Origin of the sequence: Pseudomonas sp. MM211, assembly GCF_020386635.1 — a bacterium.
Lineage (GTDB): Bacteria > Pseudomonadota > Gammaproteobacteria > Pseudomonadales > Pseudomonadaceae > Aquipseudomonas.
Genome location: NZ_CP081942.1, coordinates 3,899,241 through 3,917,684, shown reverse-complemented (window position 1 = coordinate 3,917,684; position 18,444 = coordinate 3,899,241). Strand labels below are relative to the sequence as shown.

18 protein-coding genes and 1 pseudogene are annotated in these 18,444 nt (G+C 61.2%); 6 read left to right on the top strand and 13 right to left on the bottom strand.

Translation table 11 applies throughout. The annotated features are described in order from the left end of the window. Positions 1 to 172 precede the first annotated feature (172 nt). Both K5Q02_RS18005 and pnuC read right to left on the bottom strand, forming a co-directional pair. On the bottom strand, positions 173 to 703 hold the full coding sequence (locus K5Q02_RS18005; RefSeq protein WP_225832775.1) for an AAA family ATPase: 531 nt from the start codon (positions 701 to 703) through the stop codon (positions 173 to 175). Continuing rightward, positions 700 to 1,266 carry a nicotinamide riboside transporter PnuC gene (gene pnuC / locus K5Q02_RS18000; protein ID WP_225832773.1) on the bottom strand — a complete coding sequence of 189 codons (567 nt, stop codon included), beginning with the start codon at positions 1,264 to 1,266 and terminating at the stop codon, positions 700 to 702. Before pnuC ends, K5Q02_RS18005 begins: the two co-directional genes overlap by 4 nt. Positions 1,267 to 1,510: 244 nt before the next feature. On the opposite strand from pnuC, the gene K5Q02_RS17995 reads away from it, so the two are divergent. Beyond that, positions 1,511 to 2,341 carry an undecaprenyl-diphosphate phosphatase gene (locus K5Q02_RS17995; protein WP_225832771.1) on the top strand — a complete coding sequence of 277 codons (831 nt, stop codon included), beginning with the start codon at positions 1,511 to 1,513 and terminating at the stop codon, positions 2,339 to 2,341. A 25-nt stretch (positions 2,342 to 2,366) separates the two neighbouring features. Next, a complete protein-coding gene (locus tag K5Q02_RS17990; protein WP_225832769.1) occupies positions 2,367 to 3,101 on the top strand; it encodes a DUF1294 domain-containing protein in 735 nt (244 codons plus the stop codon). Here K5Q02_RS17990 and K5Q02_RS17985 read toward each other — a convergent pair. The 3 genes from K5Q02_RS17985 to K5Q02_RS17975 are packed head-to-tail and all read right to left on the bottom strand — an operon-like array spanning position 3,096 to position 5,625. Next, on the bottom strand, positions 3,096 to 3,449 hold the full coding sequence (locus K5Q02_RS17985; protein WP_225832768.1) for an MmcQ/YjbR family DNA-binding protein: 354 nt from the start codon (positions 3,447 to 3,449) through the stop codon (positions 3,096 to 3,098). The two genes, K5Q02_RS17990 and K5Q02_RS17985, sit on opposite strands and share 6 nt — an antisense overlap. Continuing rightward, entirely contained in the window at positions 3,446 to 4,645 is a 1,200-nt protein-coding gene (locus tag K5Q02_RS17980) for an MFS transporter (protein WP_225832766.1), read from the bottom strand. The genes K5Q02_RS17985 and K5Q02_RS17980 overlap by 4 nt, the downstream gene beginning before the upstream one ends. A gap of 38 nt (positions 4,646 to 4,683) precedes the next feature. Beyond that, positions 4,684 to 5,625, bottom strand: coding sequence for a LysR substrate-binding domain-containing protein (locus K5Q02_RS17975; protein ID WP_225832764.1), 942 nt, complete (start codon positions 5,623 to 5,625; stop codon positions 4,684 to 4,686). Between the two features lie 148 nt (positions 5,626 to 5,773). On the opposite strand from K5Q02_RS17975, the gene K5Q02_RS17970 reads away from it, so the two are divergent. After that, entirely contained in the window at positions 5,774 to 6,382 is a 609-nt protein-coding gene (locus K5Q02_RS17970; protein WP_225832762.1) for an FMN-dependent NADH-azoreductase, read from the top strand. Between the two features lie 114 nt (positions 6,383 to 6,496). Beyond that, positions 6,497 to 7,276 carry a dienelactone hydrolase family protein gene (locus tag K5Q02_RS17965; protein ID WP_225832761.1) on the top strand — a complete coding sequence of 260 codons (780 nt, stop codon included), beginning with the start codon at positions 6,497 to 6,499 and terminating at the stop codon, positions 7,274 to 7,276. Between the two features lie 48 nt (positions 7,277 to 7,324). Here K5Q02_RS17965 and K5Q02_RS17960 read toward each other — a convergent pair whose 3' ends face one another. The 3 genes from K5Q02_RS17960 to K5Q02_RS17950 form a co-directional block, all read right to left on the bottom strand. Beyond that, complete coding sequence (locus tag K5Q02_RS17960) at positions 7,325 to 8,110, bottom strand: DUF4394 domain-containing protein (RefSeq protein WP_225832759.1); 786 nt, start codon at positions 8,108 to 8,110, stop codon at positions 7,325 to 7,327. Positions 8,111 to 8,262: 152 nt separating this feature from the next. Continuing rightward, a complete protein-coding gene (locus K5Q02_RS17955; protein WP_225832757.1) occupies positions 8,263 to 8,967 on the bottom strand; it encodes an anti-sigma factor in 705 nt (234 codons plus the stop codon). Then, positions 8,964 to 9,512 carry a sigma-70 family RNA polymerase sigma factor gene (locus K5Q02_RS17950; RefSeq protein WP_225832756.1) on the bottom strand — a complete coding sequence of 183 codons (549 nt, stop codon included), beginning with the start codon at positions 9,510 to 9,512 and terminating at the stop codon, positions 8,964 to 8,966. The genes K5Q02_RS17955 and K5Q02_RS17950 overlap by 4 nt, the downstream gene beginning before the upstream one ends. A 182-nt stretch (positions 9,513 to 9,694) precedes the next feature. On the opposite strand from K5Q02_RS17950, the gene K5Q02_RS17945 reads away from it, so the two are divergent. Next, the gene (locus tag K5Q02_RS17945; RefSeq protein ID WP_225832754.1) at positions 9,695 to 10,723 is read left to right on the top strand and encodes an amidohydrolase family protein; all 1,029 of its coding nucleotides are present in this window, start codon (positions 9,695 to 9,697) and stop codon (positions 10,721 to 10,723) included. A gap of 70 nt (positions 10,724 to 10,793) precedes the next feature. Continuing rightward, the gene (locus K5Q02_RS17940) at positions 10,794 to 11,258 is read left to right on the top strand and encodes a DUF3859 domain-containing protein (RefSeq protein ID WP_225832753.1); all 465 of its coding nucleotides are present in this window, start codon (positions 10,794 to 10,796) and stop codon (positions 11,256 to 11,258) included. 95 nt (positions 11,259 to 11,353) lie between these two features. Here the strand turns inward: K5Q02_RS17940 and fabB are convergent, their stop codons facing one another. The 5 genes and pseudogenes from fabB to K5Q02_RS17915 all read right to left on the bottom strand — a co-directional run bounded on the left by fabB (position 11,354) and on the right by K5Q02_RS17915 (position 18,267). Beyond that, positions 11,354 to 12,574 (bottom strand): beta-ketoacyl-ACP synthase I, encoded by a 1,221-nt coding sequence (gene fabB, locus K5Q02_RS17935; protein ID WP_225832751.1) that lies wholly within the window; start codon positions 12,572 to 12,574, stop codon positions 11,354 to 11,356. 12 nt (positions 12,575 to 12,586) lie between these two features. Continuing rightward, entirely contained in the window at positions 12,587 to 13,102 is a 516-nt protein-coding gene (gene fabA, locus K5Q02_RS17930; RefSeq protein WP_225832749.1) for a 3-hydroxyacyl-[acyl-carrier-protein] dehydratase FabA, read from the bottom strand. 230 nt (positions 13,103 to 13,332) lie between these two features. Beyond that, a pseudogene (locus K5Q02_RS17925) lies at positions 13,333 to 15,241 on the bottom strand (ATP-binding protein). Continuing rightward, positions 15,238 to 16,158: an ABC transporter substrate-binding protein gene (locus tag K5Q02_RS17920; RefSeq protein WP_225832748.1), complete on the bottom strand. Its 921-nt coding sequence runs from the start codon at positions 16,156 to 16,158 to the stop codon at positions 15,238 to 15,240. Before K5Q02_RS17920 ends, K5Q02_RS17925 begins: the two are co-directional and overlap by 4 nt. Then, positions 16,159 to 18,267 (bottom strand): TonB-dependent receptor plug domain-containing protein, encoded by a 2,109-nt coding sequence (locus tag K5Q02_RS17915; RefSeq protein ID WP_225832746.1) that lies wholly within the window; start codon positions 18,265 to 18,267, stop codon positions 16,159 to 16,161. Positions 18,268 to 18,444 lie beyond the last annotated feature (177 nt).

Here is an 18,444-nt window from a genome sequence, read left to right as displayed (position 1 = left end):
ACGTCCTTGTGGCGTTTTCTAGTCGTGTTCCTTTATGCCCATGCCAACGGCTAATGGCAAGATGCCAGACATGCATCCCGTGATATTTGTGTGGCTTTCGATGGCCTGGCATCCCAGGCGGCCACACTGCCGGCCGCCGCAAGCGACGTTAAAAAGTTCTCCCGGAAACTGTTTATTCGCCAACTGCCAGCCAGGCTTCGACCAGGCCAATGACTTCGTTCTGGCGCTCACTCCAGGCCCCTGCAATTTCCACGACGGCCTGCTCATGTGCCGCGAGCCATGCAGCGCAGGCCTGATGAAAAACGACCCGCTGTGCGAGCTCCGGCTGGCAGCGCTGGCCGTCACTGACCCATTCGACCCCGCGCGGGTCGAGCAATAGATGCAGGTGGTATTCACGCTCGAGCAGCGCCGGTTCCATCCAGTCGGGACAGTCACCGAACAGCTCATGGCTCCAGAGGATATTGCTCAGCAGGTGAGTATCGAGAATCAGCAGGTGAGGGCGCTTCTCCCGCGCGGCATCTTCCCAGGCCAGCTGGCCCCTGGCGATGGCGGGTATGTCGGCGTAGCAGGTATCGCGTTGCTCGCTGTCGATGAAGTGGCGCACGTACTCACCAACGATGATTCCCCCGAAGCGCTGCTGCAACCCATTGGCCAGCCAGCTCTTGCCGCTGGACTCCGGGCCCGTCAGTACCAGAACCTTCATGATGCACGCACGACCAGTTCGCGTCGCCAGGTCAGCCAGCCGTGACAGGCGAGCAGGGTGAACAGGCCGTACAGAGCGGCGGTGGAGTAGAGCGCCTGGTCGATGAACAGCGCGACGAAGAGCAGATCGAGGACGATCCACAGCGGCCAGCACTGCAGGCGTTTCTTGGCCATCCACAGCTGCGCCACCAGGCTGAAGGCACACAGCGTTGCATCCTGCCAAGGCGCGCTGGCATCAGTGTAGGTGCTCATCAATACACCCAGTACGACCGAGCCCAGCAGGCCCAGCGCAAGGCCGGCGGAGATCGGGCGAAGACCCAGGCTGGATACCTGAAGGCGCTCGTCAGGCCGGTCGCCCCGTGTCCAGTGCCACCATCCGTAGAGCTGCAGGGCGGCGTAGACGAATTGCAGCAGCACGTTGGAATACAGCCGCGCCTCGAAGAATACCCATGCATAGAGCACCACCATGACCAAGCCAACAGGCCAGCACCAGGGATTCTGGCGCACGGTCAGCCAGACGGCGATCAGGCCGAGCAGTGAGGCACAGGCTTCGAGCGGTGACATGGAACCCCTGAATGCGTGGTGGTGTAGGGGGCGCATTCTATCCCGTGCCACTCGAGGCGTCTCGACACAGTACGGTGCGTTATGGCGGCAATTCGAGGGATTGCAGTGATAGCGGTTTGAAATTGAAAACAACTGCTTTATAACTGCCGCTTTTTTCGGCCATGCTGGAACCTACACCAGCCACTCCAGTCCGAGAATCATCCCCTTTCCAGCCAGCCTGTCTGGCACATCCGTAGGAGTTCTGATGGACAGTTGGCTCGCTTTTCAGGCGCTGATCCTGGGTATCGTTGAAGGCCTCACTGAATTTCTGCCCATTTCCAGCACGGGTCACCTGATCGTCGTTGGCGATCTGCTGTCGTTCAATGGTGAGCGCGCCACGGCATTCAAGATCATCATCCAGCTCGGCGCGATCCTGGCGGTGATGTGGGAGTTTCGTCAGCGCATCACGTCGGTGGTCACCGGCCTGGGCAGTGATCCCATGGCGCGGCGCTTCACGGTAAACGTGTTGGTTGCCTTCATTCCTGCGGTGATCCTCGGTCTGCTGTTCGCCGATATCATCGAGCACTGGCTGTTCAACCCGATCACCGTCAGTGCGGCCTTGGTTATCGGCGGCGTGATCATGCTCTGGGCGGAGAAACGCCAGCACCGCATCGTCGCGGAGTCGGTCGATGACATGGACTGGAAGCTGGCCCTCAAGGTCGGTTTCGCCCAGTGCCTGGCACTCATTCCGGGTACATCGCGCTCTGGTTCGACCATCATCGGCGGCCTGTTGTTTGGCCTGTCGCGCAAAGCAGCCACCGAGTTCTCGTTCTTTCTGGCCATGCCGACCATGGTCGCAGCCACCGTATACTCGCTCTACAAATACCGCGACATCCTGCAGTGGAGCGATCTGCCGATGTTCGCCATCGGTTTCGTGACGACTTTTGTGGTTGCCATGATTACCGTGCGCGCGCTGCTGGTATTTATCGCCAACCACAGCTACGCGGTGTTTGCCTGGTACCGGATCGCTTTTGGTCTGGTGATCCTGGCGACTTGGCAATTCGGCTGGATCGACTGGAGCACGGCAGAAGGCTGATTGCCTTGCCAGACAGGGAAGACCTATGCAGACCAAGGAACAGGCCGGCCGAATCAAGAGCTGGAACGACGACAAGGGCTTCGGCTTCATTCAGCCCGCTGCGGGCGGTGTCGAGGTCTTCGCGCACATCTCGGCGATGCGCGGTGATCGCCGACCTAGCGCCGGTGATCAGGTGATGTTCGTCGCCGGGCGTGACGAAAAGGGGCGTTTGCGTGCCGAGCATCTGCGCCTTTCGGGTGAGCTGGCCATCGATCAGCCGCAGATTCGCGTCAAGCCGCGGGCTGCCGCACCGTCCCGTAAGCCCCCGGCCGCGGCCGGGCGCGCAGCCAAACCACATGCACGCAATACCCGCCAGACATCGGGTGCACTGCGTAATCCAGCCGCCAAGCTAGTGATCTTCGCTGCCCTATGCAGCCTGCCCGCGTTTGGCGCTCTGCGCTGGCTGGCAGAGGGGCAGAGTATCTGGCCGCTGCTGCTTTATCCGCTGGCCAGCGTGCTGTGCTTCATTCTCTACTGGAGCGACAAGAGCAGCGCCCAGCGTGGCCGTCAGCGTATTGCGGAAAACACCCTGCATCTGGTCGAGCTGGCAGGCGGCTGGCCCGGTGCTCTGCTGGCGCAGCAAGCGTTCAGGCACAAGACGCGCAAACTTTCTTACCAGCTGCTGTTCTGGATCATCGTGGTGCTGCACCAGCTGTTCTGGGCTGACCAGGTGTTGTTGGCCGGAGCTTATACCAGTGGCAGGCTGGGCGGCCTGCTATAGATCGAGCAGCAAGCCGACCTGCTGCTTCTTGGGCAGGCGCCGCACAACCAGCTGGTGAGAGCGGGTCAGCAACTCACGCAGCTCTACGTCCCCCATGGGTTGTTGGCTGCCGTTCATGCTGATCCAGTGAGCACGGGCCAGGTAAGGTGCGGGGCGAACGCCTGGGCGGTCGGTGAAACCGAGAAACAGCGCGTCATCCACCTTGAAGGCCAGGTTGTCACCGAGAAAGTCGACGATGGCGAACATCTTGTTGTGCGCCACGGAAAACACCTGATTGCTGCCCCATTTGTAATCCACGCGAGCCCCTGGCAGTTGCAGGCAGAAGGCAACGAGTTCTTCGCGGGTCATGGCTGCACTTCCTTCGGTCGTTCCGCTCGGCGCAGTAGCAGGAGGCTCAGCCCAAGGCCAAGCAGCGACAGCAGGCCGGAAGCGAGGAACACGGCGCCGTAGTCATAGGCGCTGGCGATCAGGCCCATCAGCGGCCCGGCAATGCCCAGTGCCAGATCGAAGAACAGCGCGTAGGCGCCCAGCGCTGAACTGCGGCTGGCGGCGGGTATATTGCCGATTGCCTCCACACCCAGCGCCGGGTAGACCAGCGAAAGGCCGAAGCCCGTCAGCGCGGCGCCACAAAGTGCCAGTGCCGGGATCGGGGCGAGCCAGAGCAGCAACAGGCCCAGGGTTTCGATCGCCAGGCAGATGGTCGCGACCCGGTAGCCGCCGCGCCGCTCGATGGCGCCGGCGAACAGCAGTCGGGCGACGATGAAGGCCACGCCAAAGGCGCTCAGGCAGTAGGCCGCGTGCTCCCAGCCGAGGCTGGCGTAATACAGGGTGACGAAGGTCGCCAGGGTGCCGAAACCGATGGAGCCCAGCGCGAGCGCTACACCATTGGGGGCAATGGTCAGGAATACGTGATGAAACGGCAGGCGCTTGCCCTGAATGATCGGGATCGCGGGTTTGTCGCGCGCCACCCAAAGGGCGCCAAGGCTCAGCACGGTGATCGCCAAGCCGATACTCCAGAGGCCCAGGGAGGAGGCCATCACCACGCCGAGCGGCGCACCTATGGCGATGGCGCCATAGGACGCAATGCCGTTCCAGGAAATCACCCGCGCGGTGTTCTCCGCACCGACCCGGCCGATGCCCCAAGTGATCGCCCCGGTACCGATCAGCGCCTGGGATATGCCCAGCGCCACCCGTCCCGCCAACAGCAAGCCCAGGCCGACGTCGCTGGACAGACCATGCAGGCTGGTCGCCGCGAGCGTCAGCACGCCGCTGCCCGCGGCACCGGCGAGGCCATAAACCACTGCGCGCTTTGGCCCGATACGGTCGATCAGCACGCCAGTAATGGGGCGTGAAACCAGGGTGACGAGGTACTGCAGGCTGATCACCAGGCCAGCCATCACCGAGCCATAGCCCAGATCGTTGAGTACGAAGCCAGGCAGCACGGCGAGAGGCAGGCCGACACACAGGAAACCGATGAAGGTGAAGAAAACCACTGCAAGAATTCGGGCGGTCTGGCCAGGAACGTGGGGCTTGCGAGCGGTCATCGGGCATCCTGTTTGGTAGAAGGGGGTTATCGATCGTTCTAAGGCGTTTCTGACAGGGCCGGAGCCAAGTCCGTTCCAGGCATCAGCCAGCCGTTGGCACTGGCCTGGATCATGTGGTCGAGCCACGCCCTCACAGCCGGCAGCATGCCCTGACGATGAGGATAGACGGCTTGCAGATGGCCGCCGGGCAGTTCCCAGTCCGGTAGCAGGCGAGTCAGGCGGCCAGCCTTGATATCGGCCAGGCACTTGGTGTGCGGCAGCATGGTGAAGCCCAACCCCTGCAGCGCTGCTTCCCGGCGTATGTCGAAGTCTTCGATGCTCAGACGCGCCTCGAAAGTCACCTCACGGCGCATTCCCGACTGACTTTTGAAAATATGGTGAATGCGCCGGTCACTTCCCACGGCGCCGAGTGCGGGCAGCTGCTGCAGATCGTCCGGAGTCTGAATGCTCAGCCCTTGTAGCAAGGCCGGGGAGGCCACCAGAAAGGCCGATGCTGGTGCCAGCTGGCGGGCGATCAGCGAGGGATCTTCGTCACTCTGATCACGTACCCGCAGGGCGACGTCGACACCCTCCTGGAGCAGATCCACCCGGCGATTGGTGAGTACCACGTCGAGCTGAACCAGCGGGTATTTCAACAGGAAGCTGCTGATCACCTGATGCAGCCCGGCTCGGGCCAGTTCGCTGGGGCAGGACATGCGAATCCTGCCGCGCGGCTCACTGCTCAGCGAGGCTACCGCCTCCTGGGCCTGCTCGGCTTCGAGCAGCATGGCCTGACAGTGGCGCAGATAGCGTTCACCTGTTTCGGTCAGCGCCAGCTTGCGTGTGGTGCGTTGCAGCAGACGCACGCCCAGACGTGCCTCGAGCTCGGCCACTCGCCGCGACAGCCGGGATTTGGGAATGCCCAATTGTTGCCCGGCAGCGCTGAACCCGCCGTGCTCGACTACTTTGGCGAAGTACATCAGGTCGTTGAGATCCTGCATCACGGGCTCCAGCTCAGCAGAGAAATGAAGTTTGTCCTATCAGTGGAACGCATCATCGCATTTTTGCCGACTAATCAGGGATTGGCTTCATCGGTAGGATTAATCCATCAAACATCTACTGATGAACCTAATTGTTCAAGGAGCCACCATGAAACTTCTCCATCTCGATTCCAGCATTCTCGGCAATGCTTCCGCTTCTCGTCAGCTCAGCGCCGCTGTGGTCGATGCCTGGAAGAGCGGTCAGGCCAATCTGCAGGTCACTTACCGCGACCTGGCCAGCGATGCCCTGAGCCACTTTTCGGCTGCCAGTCTGGTTGCCGGCGGCACACCCGCCGAGCTGCGCGATGCCGCCCAGGCTCATGAAGTGGCGCTGGCCGAAGCCACACTGGAAGAGTTTCTCGCCGCTGACGCAATCGTGATTGGCGCCCCGATGTACAACTTTTCCATTCCGAGCCAGCTCAAGGCCTGGATCGACCGTATCTCCGTGGCCGGCAAGACCTTCGCCTACGACGAAAACGGCCCCAAAGGTCTGGCAGGTGGTAAGAAGGTGATCATCGCCTCGACCGCTGGTGGTCTGCATGCCGGCCAAGCCAGTGGCCAGGCCCACGAGGATTACCTGATCTTCGTGCTGCGCTTCCTTGGTATTACCGATATCCAGGTGGTGCGTGCCGAAGGTCTGGCTTATGGCGAAGAGCCGAAAGCCAATGCGCTGCGCGGAGCTCAGGAGCAGATCGACGCGTTGTTCGCCGCTGCCTGATTCCACTCCTGCCGCGGCGCCGTGGGTTTCCCTAGCGCCGCAAATGTGCTTCCTTGTGGCTCTGGCGCAGCTTCGGCTGTATCGAGTGGGCACATCCACGATGGGAGTCAAACAATGAAGAAATCACTGTTGTCGGTAGCGTTGCTGGGGCTGGCCGGGTTGGCCGAAGCGGGTGTGGTGGTCAAGAACGTGCCCTATGAAATCGATGGTGAGCCGTTCGAAGGCCTGCTGATCTATGACGACGCCGTCACTGATCCGCGTCCCGGTTTGCTGATGGTGCCCAACTGGATGGGCGTCAACGATGCGTCCGCTCAGAAAGCGGCGCGCGCGGCCGGAGACAAGTACGTGGTGTTCATGGCCGACATGTACGGCAAGGCCATTCGCCCCGGCAATGCCGATGAAGCCAAGGCAGCGGCCACCACCGTGCGCAGTGATCGGGCGCTAATGCGCAAGCGCGCCCAGGCTGCGGTCGAAGTCCTCAAGGCGCAGACCTCCCAGGTCGCTCTGGATACGTCCAAGCTGGGCGCGATCGGTTTCTGCTTTGGTGGCGGAACCGTTCTGGAACTGGCCCGTTCGGGGGCTCCGTTGAAGGCTTTCGTGTCCTTCCACGGCAATCTGGATACGCCCAACCCGGCTGACGCCAATAACATCAAGGCGCCGGTACTGGTACTCCATGGCGCGGATGATCCGGCAGTGCCGCAGGCGCAGGTCGATGGTTTCGTTGCGGAGATGAAGGCCACCAAGGTGGACTGGCAGTTGGTGAGCTACGGTGGTGCGGTGCATTCGTTCACCAATCCGAAGGCCAATACGCCAGGTAGCAATGAATACCACCCACTGGTCGCGGCGCGTGCCTTCAAGGCGATGAACAATCTACTCGATGAGGTGTTCGAGTAACGCGAACCGATACAGGGGAAGGCCGCTCGGCCTTCCCCCGCTGGCGTTTTACTTGGCTGGCAGGACAGTGATGTCGATGATGTCGGCAGGCAGATTCTTGATCTCGCCCAGCGCGCTGGCCTTGCCGGTTTCCAGATTTACCTGGTGCAGTGTGGTGCCGGTCAGCAGGTAAGCCGTGTTACCGCCTTTGCCATCACTCTTGATATCCAGCGCCGCATTTTTCAGGCCATCGGCGATCTTGCCGACTACCTGCTGGATGCCGTCGTTTGGCGGGTTCTGCAGCATCAGGTTGCCGCTGGCCAGATCCACCGTGTACAGCGCGGTTTTCTCGGTACCGGCGTAGGCGTTGGTGTAGGCACCGGCTACCACCTTGGCGGTCTTGCCTGCGTACGGGCCATCTTTGGCGTAGGCGACCTTGCCGTCTACCACGACTTCACCGCTCTCAACGTTGACGCGCAGGCTGGTGCCGTCGGCAGCCAGCAGGCGCAGACGATCGGCTACCGGGTTGAAGTCCACCACCGCCTGGCCTTTGCCTGGCAACGCTTGGCTCAGTTTGGCAGCTTTGCTGGCCGCGCCAGTTTTGGCGTCGACGGTGTAGAGCTGGCCAGCGTCATCCAGGCCGTAGATCCAACCGTTGGAAGGGCGTACATCAAGGCCGCGCAGGCTGGATACGCCGCTGAGTTTCACGTCGGAAGCAACGGTGAGGGTCTTGGTGTCGATGTTTAGCAGTTTGCCGTCCGCACTCAATGCCAGCAGGTTGTCGGCGTTGGCAGTGGCACAGCCCAGAGCAGCGGTGGTGATAGCGATACCGAGCATTTTCTTGGAAATGTTCATGAGCGTCCTCTCTATGGGTAAGGCGCGAAGGTCTCTTCGCGCTCGCATCCAGGCACCGTGATGAAGCACCTGTTATCAATACCCATGAGATGACGTCGCAGATGTCGGCAGACATACTTATTTACATCTGCCGATTTTCTGCGTGCATCCGATCAGTCCAGCGACGCTACCACAGCGCGGCCGATATACAGTACTTCGCCCGTTGGCCTGTTCAGTGGCGAGCCTCCGGATGGCTCCAGGGTCAGCTCGAACAGTTGACCGGCACGTACGGCGCCGATCTGCTCGGCGGACAAGGTCAGGCGTTCGCCCGGCTCCACGAGACCGAGTGAGCGCGGCCCGTCCTTCGGATCGACGAGCGTCCAGAACTGCACGGATCTATCCGCCGCGACCTGATCCTCACGCAGTGGCTCCAGCAGCAAGGTGCCAGCTGCATCGATATGCACTACCCAGCCCGGTGCTGCCGCTTCGCCAGGCGGCTGCAACACGGCGGTGTAGGAGGCCGGGAGCACGTCGCTGCGCCACGGCATTGGCAGCAGGGCGATGATCAGCGCCATCGCTAGGGCCGCGCTGGTCAGGCGCCAGGTATTCAGGCTCGACCACCAGGCCTGCCAACTGCTGGCCCGCTGACCCAGGTTCAGCGTTTGCTGCAGGCGCGGCCACAGGCCGGGCGAGGGTGTGCTGGGCTCGAGCTTGTCGCTTAGTTCGAGAAAGTGCTGCTCCCATTCCAGCGCCATGGCGGCAGCTTGGGGATCGTGCTCTATCAGCTCGGAGACTTCACGGGCCTGATCCTGCTCGAGCAGGCCCAGAACATACTCGCCGATGAGCGCACGGCGTTCTGCGGGGTCGGTGCTTATCATCGTTGCAAACACTCCTGCAGTGCGCGCAGACCGCTACGAATGCGCCCTTTGATGGTGCCCAGTGGGGTGGTCAGGCGTTCTGCGATCTGCTCGTGAGTCAGGCCGCGGTAGAACGCCAGCAGAACCGGATGACGCCGTGGGCGCTCGAGCTTCTGCAGGCAGGCGCGCAGATGACGTTTGTCCGACTGTTGTTCGTGTTGCTGAGCGGCCGAGGGACTTTCATCGATCAGGTGATCGGCGATGTCGTCCGCCAAGGCCACGGTGCGGCCGCGCTGGCGCAGCTGGTTCAGCGCGCGGTAGCGCAGGATGCTGTAGATCCATGCCCGGCCGCTGCCCAGCGAACGCTGGAAACGCCCGGCGTTACGCCAGATCTGCACGAAGGCATCGTGCAGGCAGTCCTCGGCCGAGTCGCGCTGGCCCAGCAGGCTGATTGCCAGACCGAGCATTTGCGAGGCTTCCTGGCGGTACAGTGCCTGGAAGGCGCGCTCGTCACTGCGGGCGCATGCTTCCAGCGTTTTTTCGTAGTCGAACATCGGGTCAGACATGCCGTCGTCCTGTCATGGGCTGCGTCCTGAATGTGACAAGGGTTATACCCGAGACAAGGGGTTACGGATGCCTCGGCAATGAAACAAATAGTCTCGCCTGTGCCTTCGCAGATCCGCCATATTGGCTGAACTTGGCGCAAGCGCTCACAGTCTATGCTGCTCAACGTCAGGAGGACGCCTGCATGCATCTGATTCGTCTGGGTTTTTTATTGTCTGCAGGGCTGCTGGCCGGTCTTGTCGAGGCGCGTGAATATCGTTACAGCGACGCCCATTTGCACTACGTCGATTTCTTCCAGGAAAGCGCAGGCATGGACATACTGCTGCAGCGCATGGACGAGGCGAAGGTCGATCACGTGATGTTTTCAGGCATACCGGTCGCCAAGAAATGGCACGAAGACGAGCCCAAGCGCCCGCGCTACTACGCCGGCGATGACGCCGCTGCCTACTGGTACAGCGCCACCGACGTGCTGATCGCCCATGCCTACAAGCAGGTGCCAGAGGCGCAGCGCCATCGTTTTCACCCGTTCCTGTCTGGCTTCAACCCCAACGACAAGAATTCGGATGCCCATATCCGCCGCATGCTGGAGCTCGATCCGGGGCTTTGGCAGGGCATCGGCGAGGTGTTCACGCGCCACGATGACCTGACCTCGCTGATCGAGGGCAGCACCCCGCGGGCCAACAACGAGGCCATGACCCGGGTCTATCACCTGGCGGCAGAATACGATCTGCCGGTGATGGTGCACTCCAACATCACCTCCAAGCGCGAGCGTAATCCGCTCTATCTGCAGGAGATCGAAGAGCCGCTGCGCAATCACCCTCATGTACGTTTCATCTGGGCGCATGCCGGCACCAGCATGGAGATCCATCGGCATCAGGAGAAGCTGGATTTTCTCTTCGATACCCTCGCGCGGATGTTGGAAAGCTACCCCAATCTATATGTCGATCTGTCCTGGACGATGCTCAGGCCTTACCTCACTGACGAAAACGGCAAGCCGGATCCTAAGTGGGTAGAGCTGGTCGGCCGCTACCCCGAGCGTTTCATGATCGGCTCCGACGTAGTCGGGCGCTTCGACAGCATGGGCGAGTACATGCAGGGCTTCGATCGCTTCCTCGATGAGCTGCCCGAAGACGTTGCTCACAAAGTGGCCAGAGACAACTTTCTTTCCATCCTGCCACGGCAGGTGAAGGAGGCGCTGCCTGCGCCACGCTGACGGCCACGATTGTCATTAGGTTGTCATCGCCGCGTCATAACCTCGCGCCATTCCAAAGAAGGAGCGTGAGATGCAACACTTTCGATTCGCAACGATGACGGCGCTGCTGCTGGCAGCAGGCCTGGTTCAGTCTGAGGTACGTGTGCAGGGGCCGGTCGAGTACGGCGTTTTCGTCAGCCAGTACAAGGATTTTCAACCGGGCGAGCGGGTGCTGACCCAGTCCAGTCAGGAAATCCAGCAGACCAGCGTGGTACCGGCCAAGTTGGGCACCAAGTTCGGTATGCGCTATACGCTGACGGGCAAGACTGCCGATGGCGAGCCGCTGACTCTGCTGTACCTCACCCCAGGCGTGACTGGTAGCGATGGCCAGCGCCGCGACAAGTTCGTGGTGACGCAGAAGCTGGTGCCCGACGCGTTGCAGGACGTCATGGCCTTCGAGTTTTCCGAGAATAACGAAGTGGTACCCGGCGAGTGGCATTTCCTGCTTTTCCAGGGCGACCGCAAGTTGGCTGAGCAGCGCTTCGAGGTGCGCTGAGGCGGCGAGATACAACGCTACGCGGGCCTGTAGTGAATAAACCCGGAGCATAAAAAACGGCGCCCTAAGGCGCCGTTTTTCGTATCAGGCAGTTATCAGTTGCCGGCCCAGCGCTTCAGTACCAGGGTGGCGTTGGTGCCACCGAAGCCGAAGCTGTTGGACATGATGGTGTCCAGCTTGGCGTTCTCACGGGTTTCACGCAGGATCGGCAAATCAGCGACAGCCGGATCCAGTTCCTCGATGTTGGCCGAGGCGGTGATGAAGTTGCCTTCCATCATCAGCAGGCAGTAGATCGCTTCGTGAACACCGGCGGCGCCCAGGCTGTGACCGGACAGGCTCTTGGTGGAGCTGATGGCCGGAGCCTTTTCGCCGAACACTTCGCGCACACCCTTCATTTCCGCAACGTCGCCGACCGGAGTCGAAGTGCCGTGGGTGTTCAGGTAGTCGATCGGGGTGTCGACGGTGGACAGTGCCTGCTGCATGCAGCGCACCGCGCCTTCGCCACTCGGGGCAACCATGTCGTAGCCGTCCGAGGTCGCACCGTAGCCGACGATCTCGGCGTAGATCTTGGCGCCACGAGCCAGCGCGTGCTCCAGCTCTTCAACGACGACCATGCCGCCGCCGCCAGCGATGACGAAACCGTCACGCTTAGCATCGTAGGCACGGGAGGCCTTTTCCGGGGTGTCGTTGTATTGAGTGGAAAGGGCGCCCATGGCGTCGAACAGGCAGCTTTGGCTCCAATGCTCTTCCTCACCACCACCGGCGAAGACCACGTCCTGCTTGCCGAGCTGGATCTGCTCCATGGCCTGGCCGATGCAATGCGCGCTGGTGGCGCAAGCCGAGGAAATGGAGAAGTTGACGCCCTTGATCTTGAAGGGTGTCGCCAGACAGGCGGAAACGGTGCTGCCCATGGTGCGGGTAACGCGGTACGGGCCAACACGCTTGACGCCTTTCTCGCGCAGGGTGTCGATAGCTTCCATCTGGTTAAGAGTGGAAGCCCCGCCAGAACCGGCGATCAGGCCGGTACGTGGGTTCGAGACCTGATCTTCGCTCAGACCGGAATCCTTGATCGCCTGATCCATCGCCAGGTAGGCGTAGGCCGCGGCATCACCCATGAAGCGGAACAGCTTGCGGTCGATCAATTCTTCCAGGTTCAGGTCGACGGAGCCGGATACATGGCTGCGCAGACCCTTTTCGGCGTATTCCGGATTGAAGCGGATACCGGGGCGGCCAGCGCGAAGGTTGGCGGAGACGGTTTCTTTGTCATTGCCCAGGCAGGAAACGATGCCTAGACCGGTAATAACGACGCGACGCATGGAAAGGATCCTTTAGAAACTGTCGGTGGAAGTGAACAGGCCGACGCGCAGGCTTTCGGCACTGTAGATCTCGCGACCATCGACACTCACGCTGCCATCGGCGATTGCCAGGATCAGCGAACGGGTGATGGTGCGTTTGATATGGATGTTGTAGGTGACTTTCTTGGCGGTAGGCAGAACCTGGCCGAAGAATTTCACGTCGCCCGAACCCAATGCACGGCCACGGCCGGGGTTACCCTGCCAGCCGAGGAAGAAGCCAACCAGCTGCCACATGGCATCGAGGCCCAGGCAGCCAGGCATGACCGGGTCGCCTTCGAAATGGCAGCCGAAGAACCACAGATCAGGATTGATATCGAGCTCTGCGACAATTTCGCCCTTGCCGTACTTGCCGCCCGTTTCGCTGATGTGGACGATTCGATCGATCATCAACATGTTGGGGGCGGGCAGTTGCGCATTACCCGGGCCGAACAGTTCGCCGCGGCTGCAGCGCAACAGATCTTCCTGGGTGAAGGCGTTTTGTTTGGTCATGCGAGCTCCTCAATAATCCCCACGCGCCTCGGCTGGGTAAATCGTCCTGGCTGGCGGCGCATCAGTAATGCGACTGCCAGCAGCCTAGTCATAGACTGTTGCGTTGTGGTGAAAGTCACAGTGCGGTGAGTACAGTTGTACTCTGCTGCGGCCAATGGTGTCACAGATGACCCTTTGACGCCCACTTCAGCCCGCAAGCGTGCAACATTTCCGTCGATCTGACTAGTCATCTAATGGTTGGGTGACAGCCAGCGATCGAGCAATTCCTGCAGTTCCATGCGTTTGAACGGTTTGGCGAGGTAATCGTTCATTCCAGCCTGCAAGCAGGCTTCCCGATCTCCCTGCAGCGCATTGGCAGTCAACGCGATGATCGGAAGCTGTCCTTGTGATCCCAGTTCGCGGATGCGGCGAGTGGCCTCGTAGCCGTCCATGATCGGCAGGCGGCAGTCCATCAGCACGGCTGCGAATCGACTCTGACGTACCGCCGAAACGGCCTGTACGCCGTCGACCACCAGGGTCACCTGATAGCCGAGACTGCGCAGCATGGCCTCGATCACCGTCTGGTTGACGGCGTTATCTTCCACCAGGAGTACCGAGTGGGTTTCTCGTATTTCAGGCTCTGGTGTTGTCGCTTCGGGGGGAGCAGCGGCTGTTGCGCCGAAAACGGCAGAGGAATTTCCAAGGTAAAGCAGGAACCGCGGCCCTGTTCGCTTTGCGCTTTCAGGGTGCCTCCCATGCGCTCTGCCAGCGTGCGGGCGATTGGCAGGCCCAAGCCGGTGCCACCGTAACGTCGGGAAATCGAATTGTCTGCCTGCTGGAAGGCATCGAACATGGTTTCAAGTCGTTCGCTGCTGATACCAATGCCAGTGTCGTGCACGCTACAGGTGAACCACAGCACCTGATTGTCCAGCGCCTGCCAGTGAGCCTCCACGCGGACTTCGCCGCGCTCGGTGAATTTCAGGGCATTGCCGATCAGGTTGACCAGAACCTGGCGAAGACGAGTGGGGTCGCCCTGTACCTGAAGCGATGGCAGTGCTTCGCCGAGTTCCAGGCGCAGGGCCAGTCCACGCTGCTGGGCGCTGTGCTGAAAAGAGTGCAGTGCAGTTTTCAACAGTACCGACAGATTGAAACTGATGAGCTCCAGCTCCAGTGCACCGCGTTCGATCCGCGAAAAATCGAGAATGTCGTTAATCACCTTGAGCAGGTGTTCGGTCGACTCCGTGGCCAGGGCCGCATATTCATGCTGCTCCTGGTTCATGTCCGTGGTTTCCAGCAACTGCAACATCCCCAGAACACCATTCATGGGGGTGCGAAGTTCGTGGCTCATCATCGCCAGAAAGTCCGATTTTGCACGGTTGGCCAGTTCCGATTCCTCGCGGGCCTTGATCAGCAATGTCATGGCCTGCTGTTGCTCCAGGGCGGCGTTGTTCAGGCCGCTGGCAAGGTTGTTGATGTGCTGGGCCAGGGTAACCAGTTCGCCGCCGCCGACTTCCGGAAGCGTCGTCTGGTAGTTACCGCTCTGAATTGCCGTGACGGCATCGCTCATCGCGCTTAATGGCCGAGACAGGCGGCTGGCGAGGCGCCGGGCCAGCAGGAAGGTCAGCAGCAGGGCAAACAACACCAGGATTGCGACCTTGAAGAGGATTTCCTGCTGGCGTGTATTGAAGGCTTCGCCGGACACGCCGACGACGACTCGGCCCAGGTAGTCGCCGTTTAGGGGGGCTGCGTGCTGGAATCTTCCTGAATGAAATCCGAACCCAAGTCGACCTGCTGCTGCCGGATCGGCGATTGGAAAATGTCGATATGCGTGTGGCCCGCCTGCACGTGTTCGGGTTGTTCGAGGTAGGCCAAGATGCTGTCGTCGCGATCACGCACCTCGATGAAGCGGACGTGAGGAGTTTTCAGGGTGGCCTGCAGCAGTGACTCCAGCACTTTGCGGTTACCCGAGATCACCCCGTATTCGGTGGCCGGTGCCAGTTGGCTGGCGATCAGTTGCCCGGTTTGATTGATCTCGACGCGCAGATCCTGCAGGCGGTTGAAGGTCAGGAATCCGGTTAGCAGGAGCGTTAGCAGCAGGGCCGGCCCGACACTGATGAGCTGGGTACGGATATGGATGTTCCAGCCGCGCCACAGTTTCATGGCGTTTCTCCTTCTGACAGATGCCGGGCAAGATCCTCGTCGCTGGGCAATTCCACCGCCAGAGCGCGCGCTACCTGGGAATTGCCGAGCACTTTGAATGTGTTCGAGTAGGTACCGCTTGGCCAGCTGTGCGGCGGTTGGTCGAGCAAGCGAGCGAGTGTGTCCAGCCAGTCGTTCTGGTCGCTGTAGGTGCTCGCCAGGCTGCCTGCACGGACGAAGCCTGCGCTAGGGCCAATCACGGCACGTTGTTGGCCGTAACTGGTCAGCAGCAGGTTCTTGGCGGTTTGTGGGTTGTACAGGTCGTCGTCGGCGACGCCGAGCAGCACGTCGCTGTCGCGCAGCACGCGCAACAATGTTCGGTTGTCGCGAGTGCTTGGCCAGCCTTCTGAGACTATCTGCATATCCAGGCCCGTGGCGGCATGCCGGATCTCGTCGAGCAGAAATGCGCTGTGCTCATCATGCAGTACACCAACCCGAGCGATATGCGGCAGCAGCAGTTTGGCCAGACGAAGCTGGCGCAACGGTGATGGATCTGACCAGAGCACGCTGAGTTTGGTCGGTGTACGGTCGCCAAGGGTTGCGCGCGCCTGGGTCTTGTTCACCTGCAATACCAGCGTCGGCGGGCCTTCATGCGAACTGAGGCGCCAGGCCAATGCCGGTTGACCGAACAGAATGAGGTAGGTATCTGCCGGTAGTTCGTTCAGCGGCGGCAGGTCGTTCAACGCTACGATACGTACACGATCCTGCGGGCGAGACGACGCCAGCGCGGTGCTGAAGCCCTGCAGGGTAGCGGTATCCCCTGCGGTGCTCAGCAGCAGCTCTGCCGCCTGCAGCGGGGATTGCAGCAGGCAGAGCAAAAACAGCAGGCGGCGCGCCCATGAGCGGCCTGACCTTGTTCTCGAACGATTGGCGACCATCTAGAATTCGAGCTCGGCGCTGAGATAGAACAGGCGGCGCTCGTCGTAGTTGTTCTCACGCCAGGTCAGGGCTTCATCATCCAGGCGCCACTGCACCACGCCCGCCACTTCCAGCTGGCTGCGGCCTATTGGCGTACGCTTGGCCAGGCGCAGATCCATACGCTCGAAGCGCCGCTCGTTGAGGCGATCCGCGCCGTAATAGAACAAACCACTCGACCAGCCCATTCCCCAGTCACGAAGCCAGCCGGCGGAGCCACTGTTGCGCGCGGTTAGGCGCTGATCGGTTTTACTGGTGGCGCTGAAGTCGACGTAGGCATAGGTCAGACGCAAGCGGTCATCCATGCTGACATGCCAGTCCAGTTGGGTTTCCGCACCGCTGAAACGCATGCGATGGGTATTGTCTGGAACGAAGCGATCGGCGCGCAAAGGCTCGCTGATCATGCTGTGGATCTCGTCGTAGAACAGCTTTACGTCAATGCTGAGGCCGGCTTCGGCGAACAGGCCGTTATAACCGAGCTCGTGGGAACGGATGACTTCCTGTTCGAGGTCGCGGGGCCCCTTGGCGTTGATGAAGTAGTAGGCATCGCGCTGGCCGAATGGCTGTGGCTGCAGGCCGCGAATTCGGTAGCGCCAATCGGCATTGTTTTCGTACATATCGGGGGAACGTACCGCCTCCGAGTAGACTGCTCGCAGGCCGTGGCGCGGAGTAATCAGGTAGTTGACGGCGAGGCGTGGTGTTAGCGATGAGCCGGTGAGCCGGTCGTCTTCGAGCATGGCACCGCCTTGCAGCAACCAATGGTCGTCCACCTGCCATTCAAGGTGGCTGAACAGGCGCCAGACCTGGTTGCTGAGCCGGCTGCTGAAAAAGGTTTCCGAGTCGGCCTGGTCATAGCGATAACCCAGGCCGCTGAGCAGGCGCAGGTTGTCGGTGAGGCTTAGGGTGTCCTGCAGTTCGAGGTCGTAGCGGGTTTCGCGGATGTTCTGGTTGGCCGTGCCGCAGACCTCGCGGGTCGCTCCCGAGGCCAGTTGCTGCTGAATCTGCGTTGCCAGCGCGCGTTCCTGAGTGGTACCCGCAGGCACGCTGCCGAACGGATTGCGGGTGAAGCGTGTCACGTACCCAGGGTTGAGCGCCCACAGCTCGGCGAGCTGAGGGCTGAAGGCGATTTCTGCTTCACAGGCTCGCCAGCTTTCCAGGCGTTCCCAGTGCTGTACGGAGCTCTGCAGTGACAGGCTGTGGTTGGCCGTCTGGTCGAAATTCCAGCGCAGCGAGCCTGCATAGTCGCGGGCCTTGACGTCCGAGTCGGTATCCCCGAGGCCGATACCCGGAAACAGCGGCTCATAGAGGTAGGGGCGCTGATTGCTGCCTTCCTTCGCGGCGAGTTGCCAGTCCAGGCTCTGGCGTTCATCGAGCTGATGGCTGACGGACAGATTGATACGTTCCAGGCGACGGCTGTCACGGTAGGGGGCGGCAAATTCATCGTGGTCGAAACCGCCATCCTCCTGGCCGCTGATCGACAGGCGCATGGCGCCACTGTCCCAACTGCTGCCTTGGCTGGCGTAGTAATCGGCGATACCACGCTGGCCACGGGTGACCTTGAGTCGGGTGCCATGGCTGTCTGCCGGATTGCGGGTAAAGATGCTGACGACGCCCATCAGCGCATTGGCGCCATAGCTCACGGTGTTGGGGCCGCGAAATACCTCGATGCGCTCGATGTCTTCCAGGGCCACTGGAATGTCCGACCAGTCGACGGTCGCCAGGCCCGGGTGATACACCGAACGGCCATCGACCATCACCTGCAGGCGTCGTGCTTCCGAGGCGCTGGAGCCGTGGTAGTTGAGTGTTGGTTGATTGCCGTTGCGGTAGCCGACCATCATGCCCGGCACCAGGCGCAGCAGTTCTGCGATATCGCGTGCTCCGCTGGCCCTGATCAGGGCGCTGTCGAGCACCGTCACGCTGCCAGGCACCGCAGCAGGCGACTGTTTCAGGCGCGTGGCGGTCAATACTTCGGGAACGACCTGGCCGCCGCTGAACAGGTCATCGGCCACGGCGTCGCCAGTGGCCAGGAGCGCCAGCAGCAGAAGTTTGAGGGGAGGGGAGGCTTTGGTCACGCAACGACCCTGTTCGCGCAGTGTGATGCATGTTAACCGAGCGGCGAACCGTTGCTAGTCATACATCGGTAAAAGACCCGTTTTTAGTTCAGCGAGCCAGTCTGCCGCGTTGGTCAGTCCGCAAGGGTGGCCGTGGGGCGAGTGAGCCGTATAATGCTGCATTGCCACACACCTCAC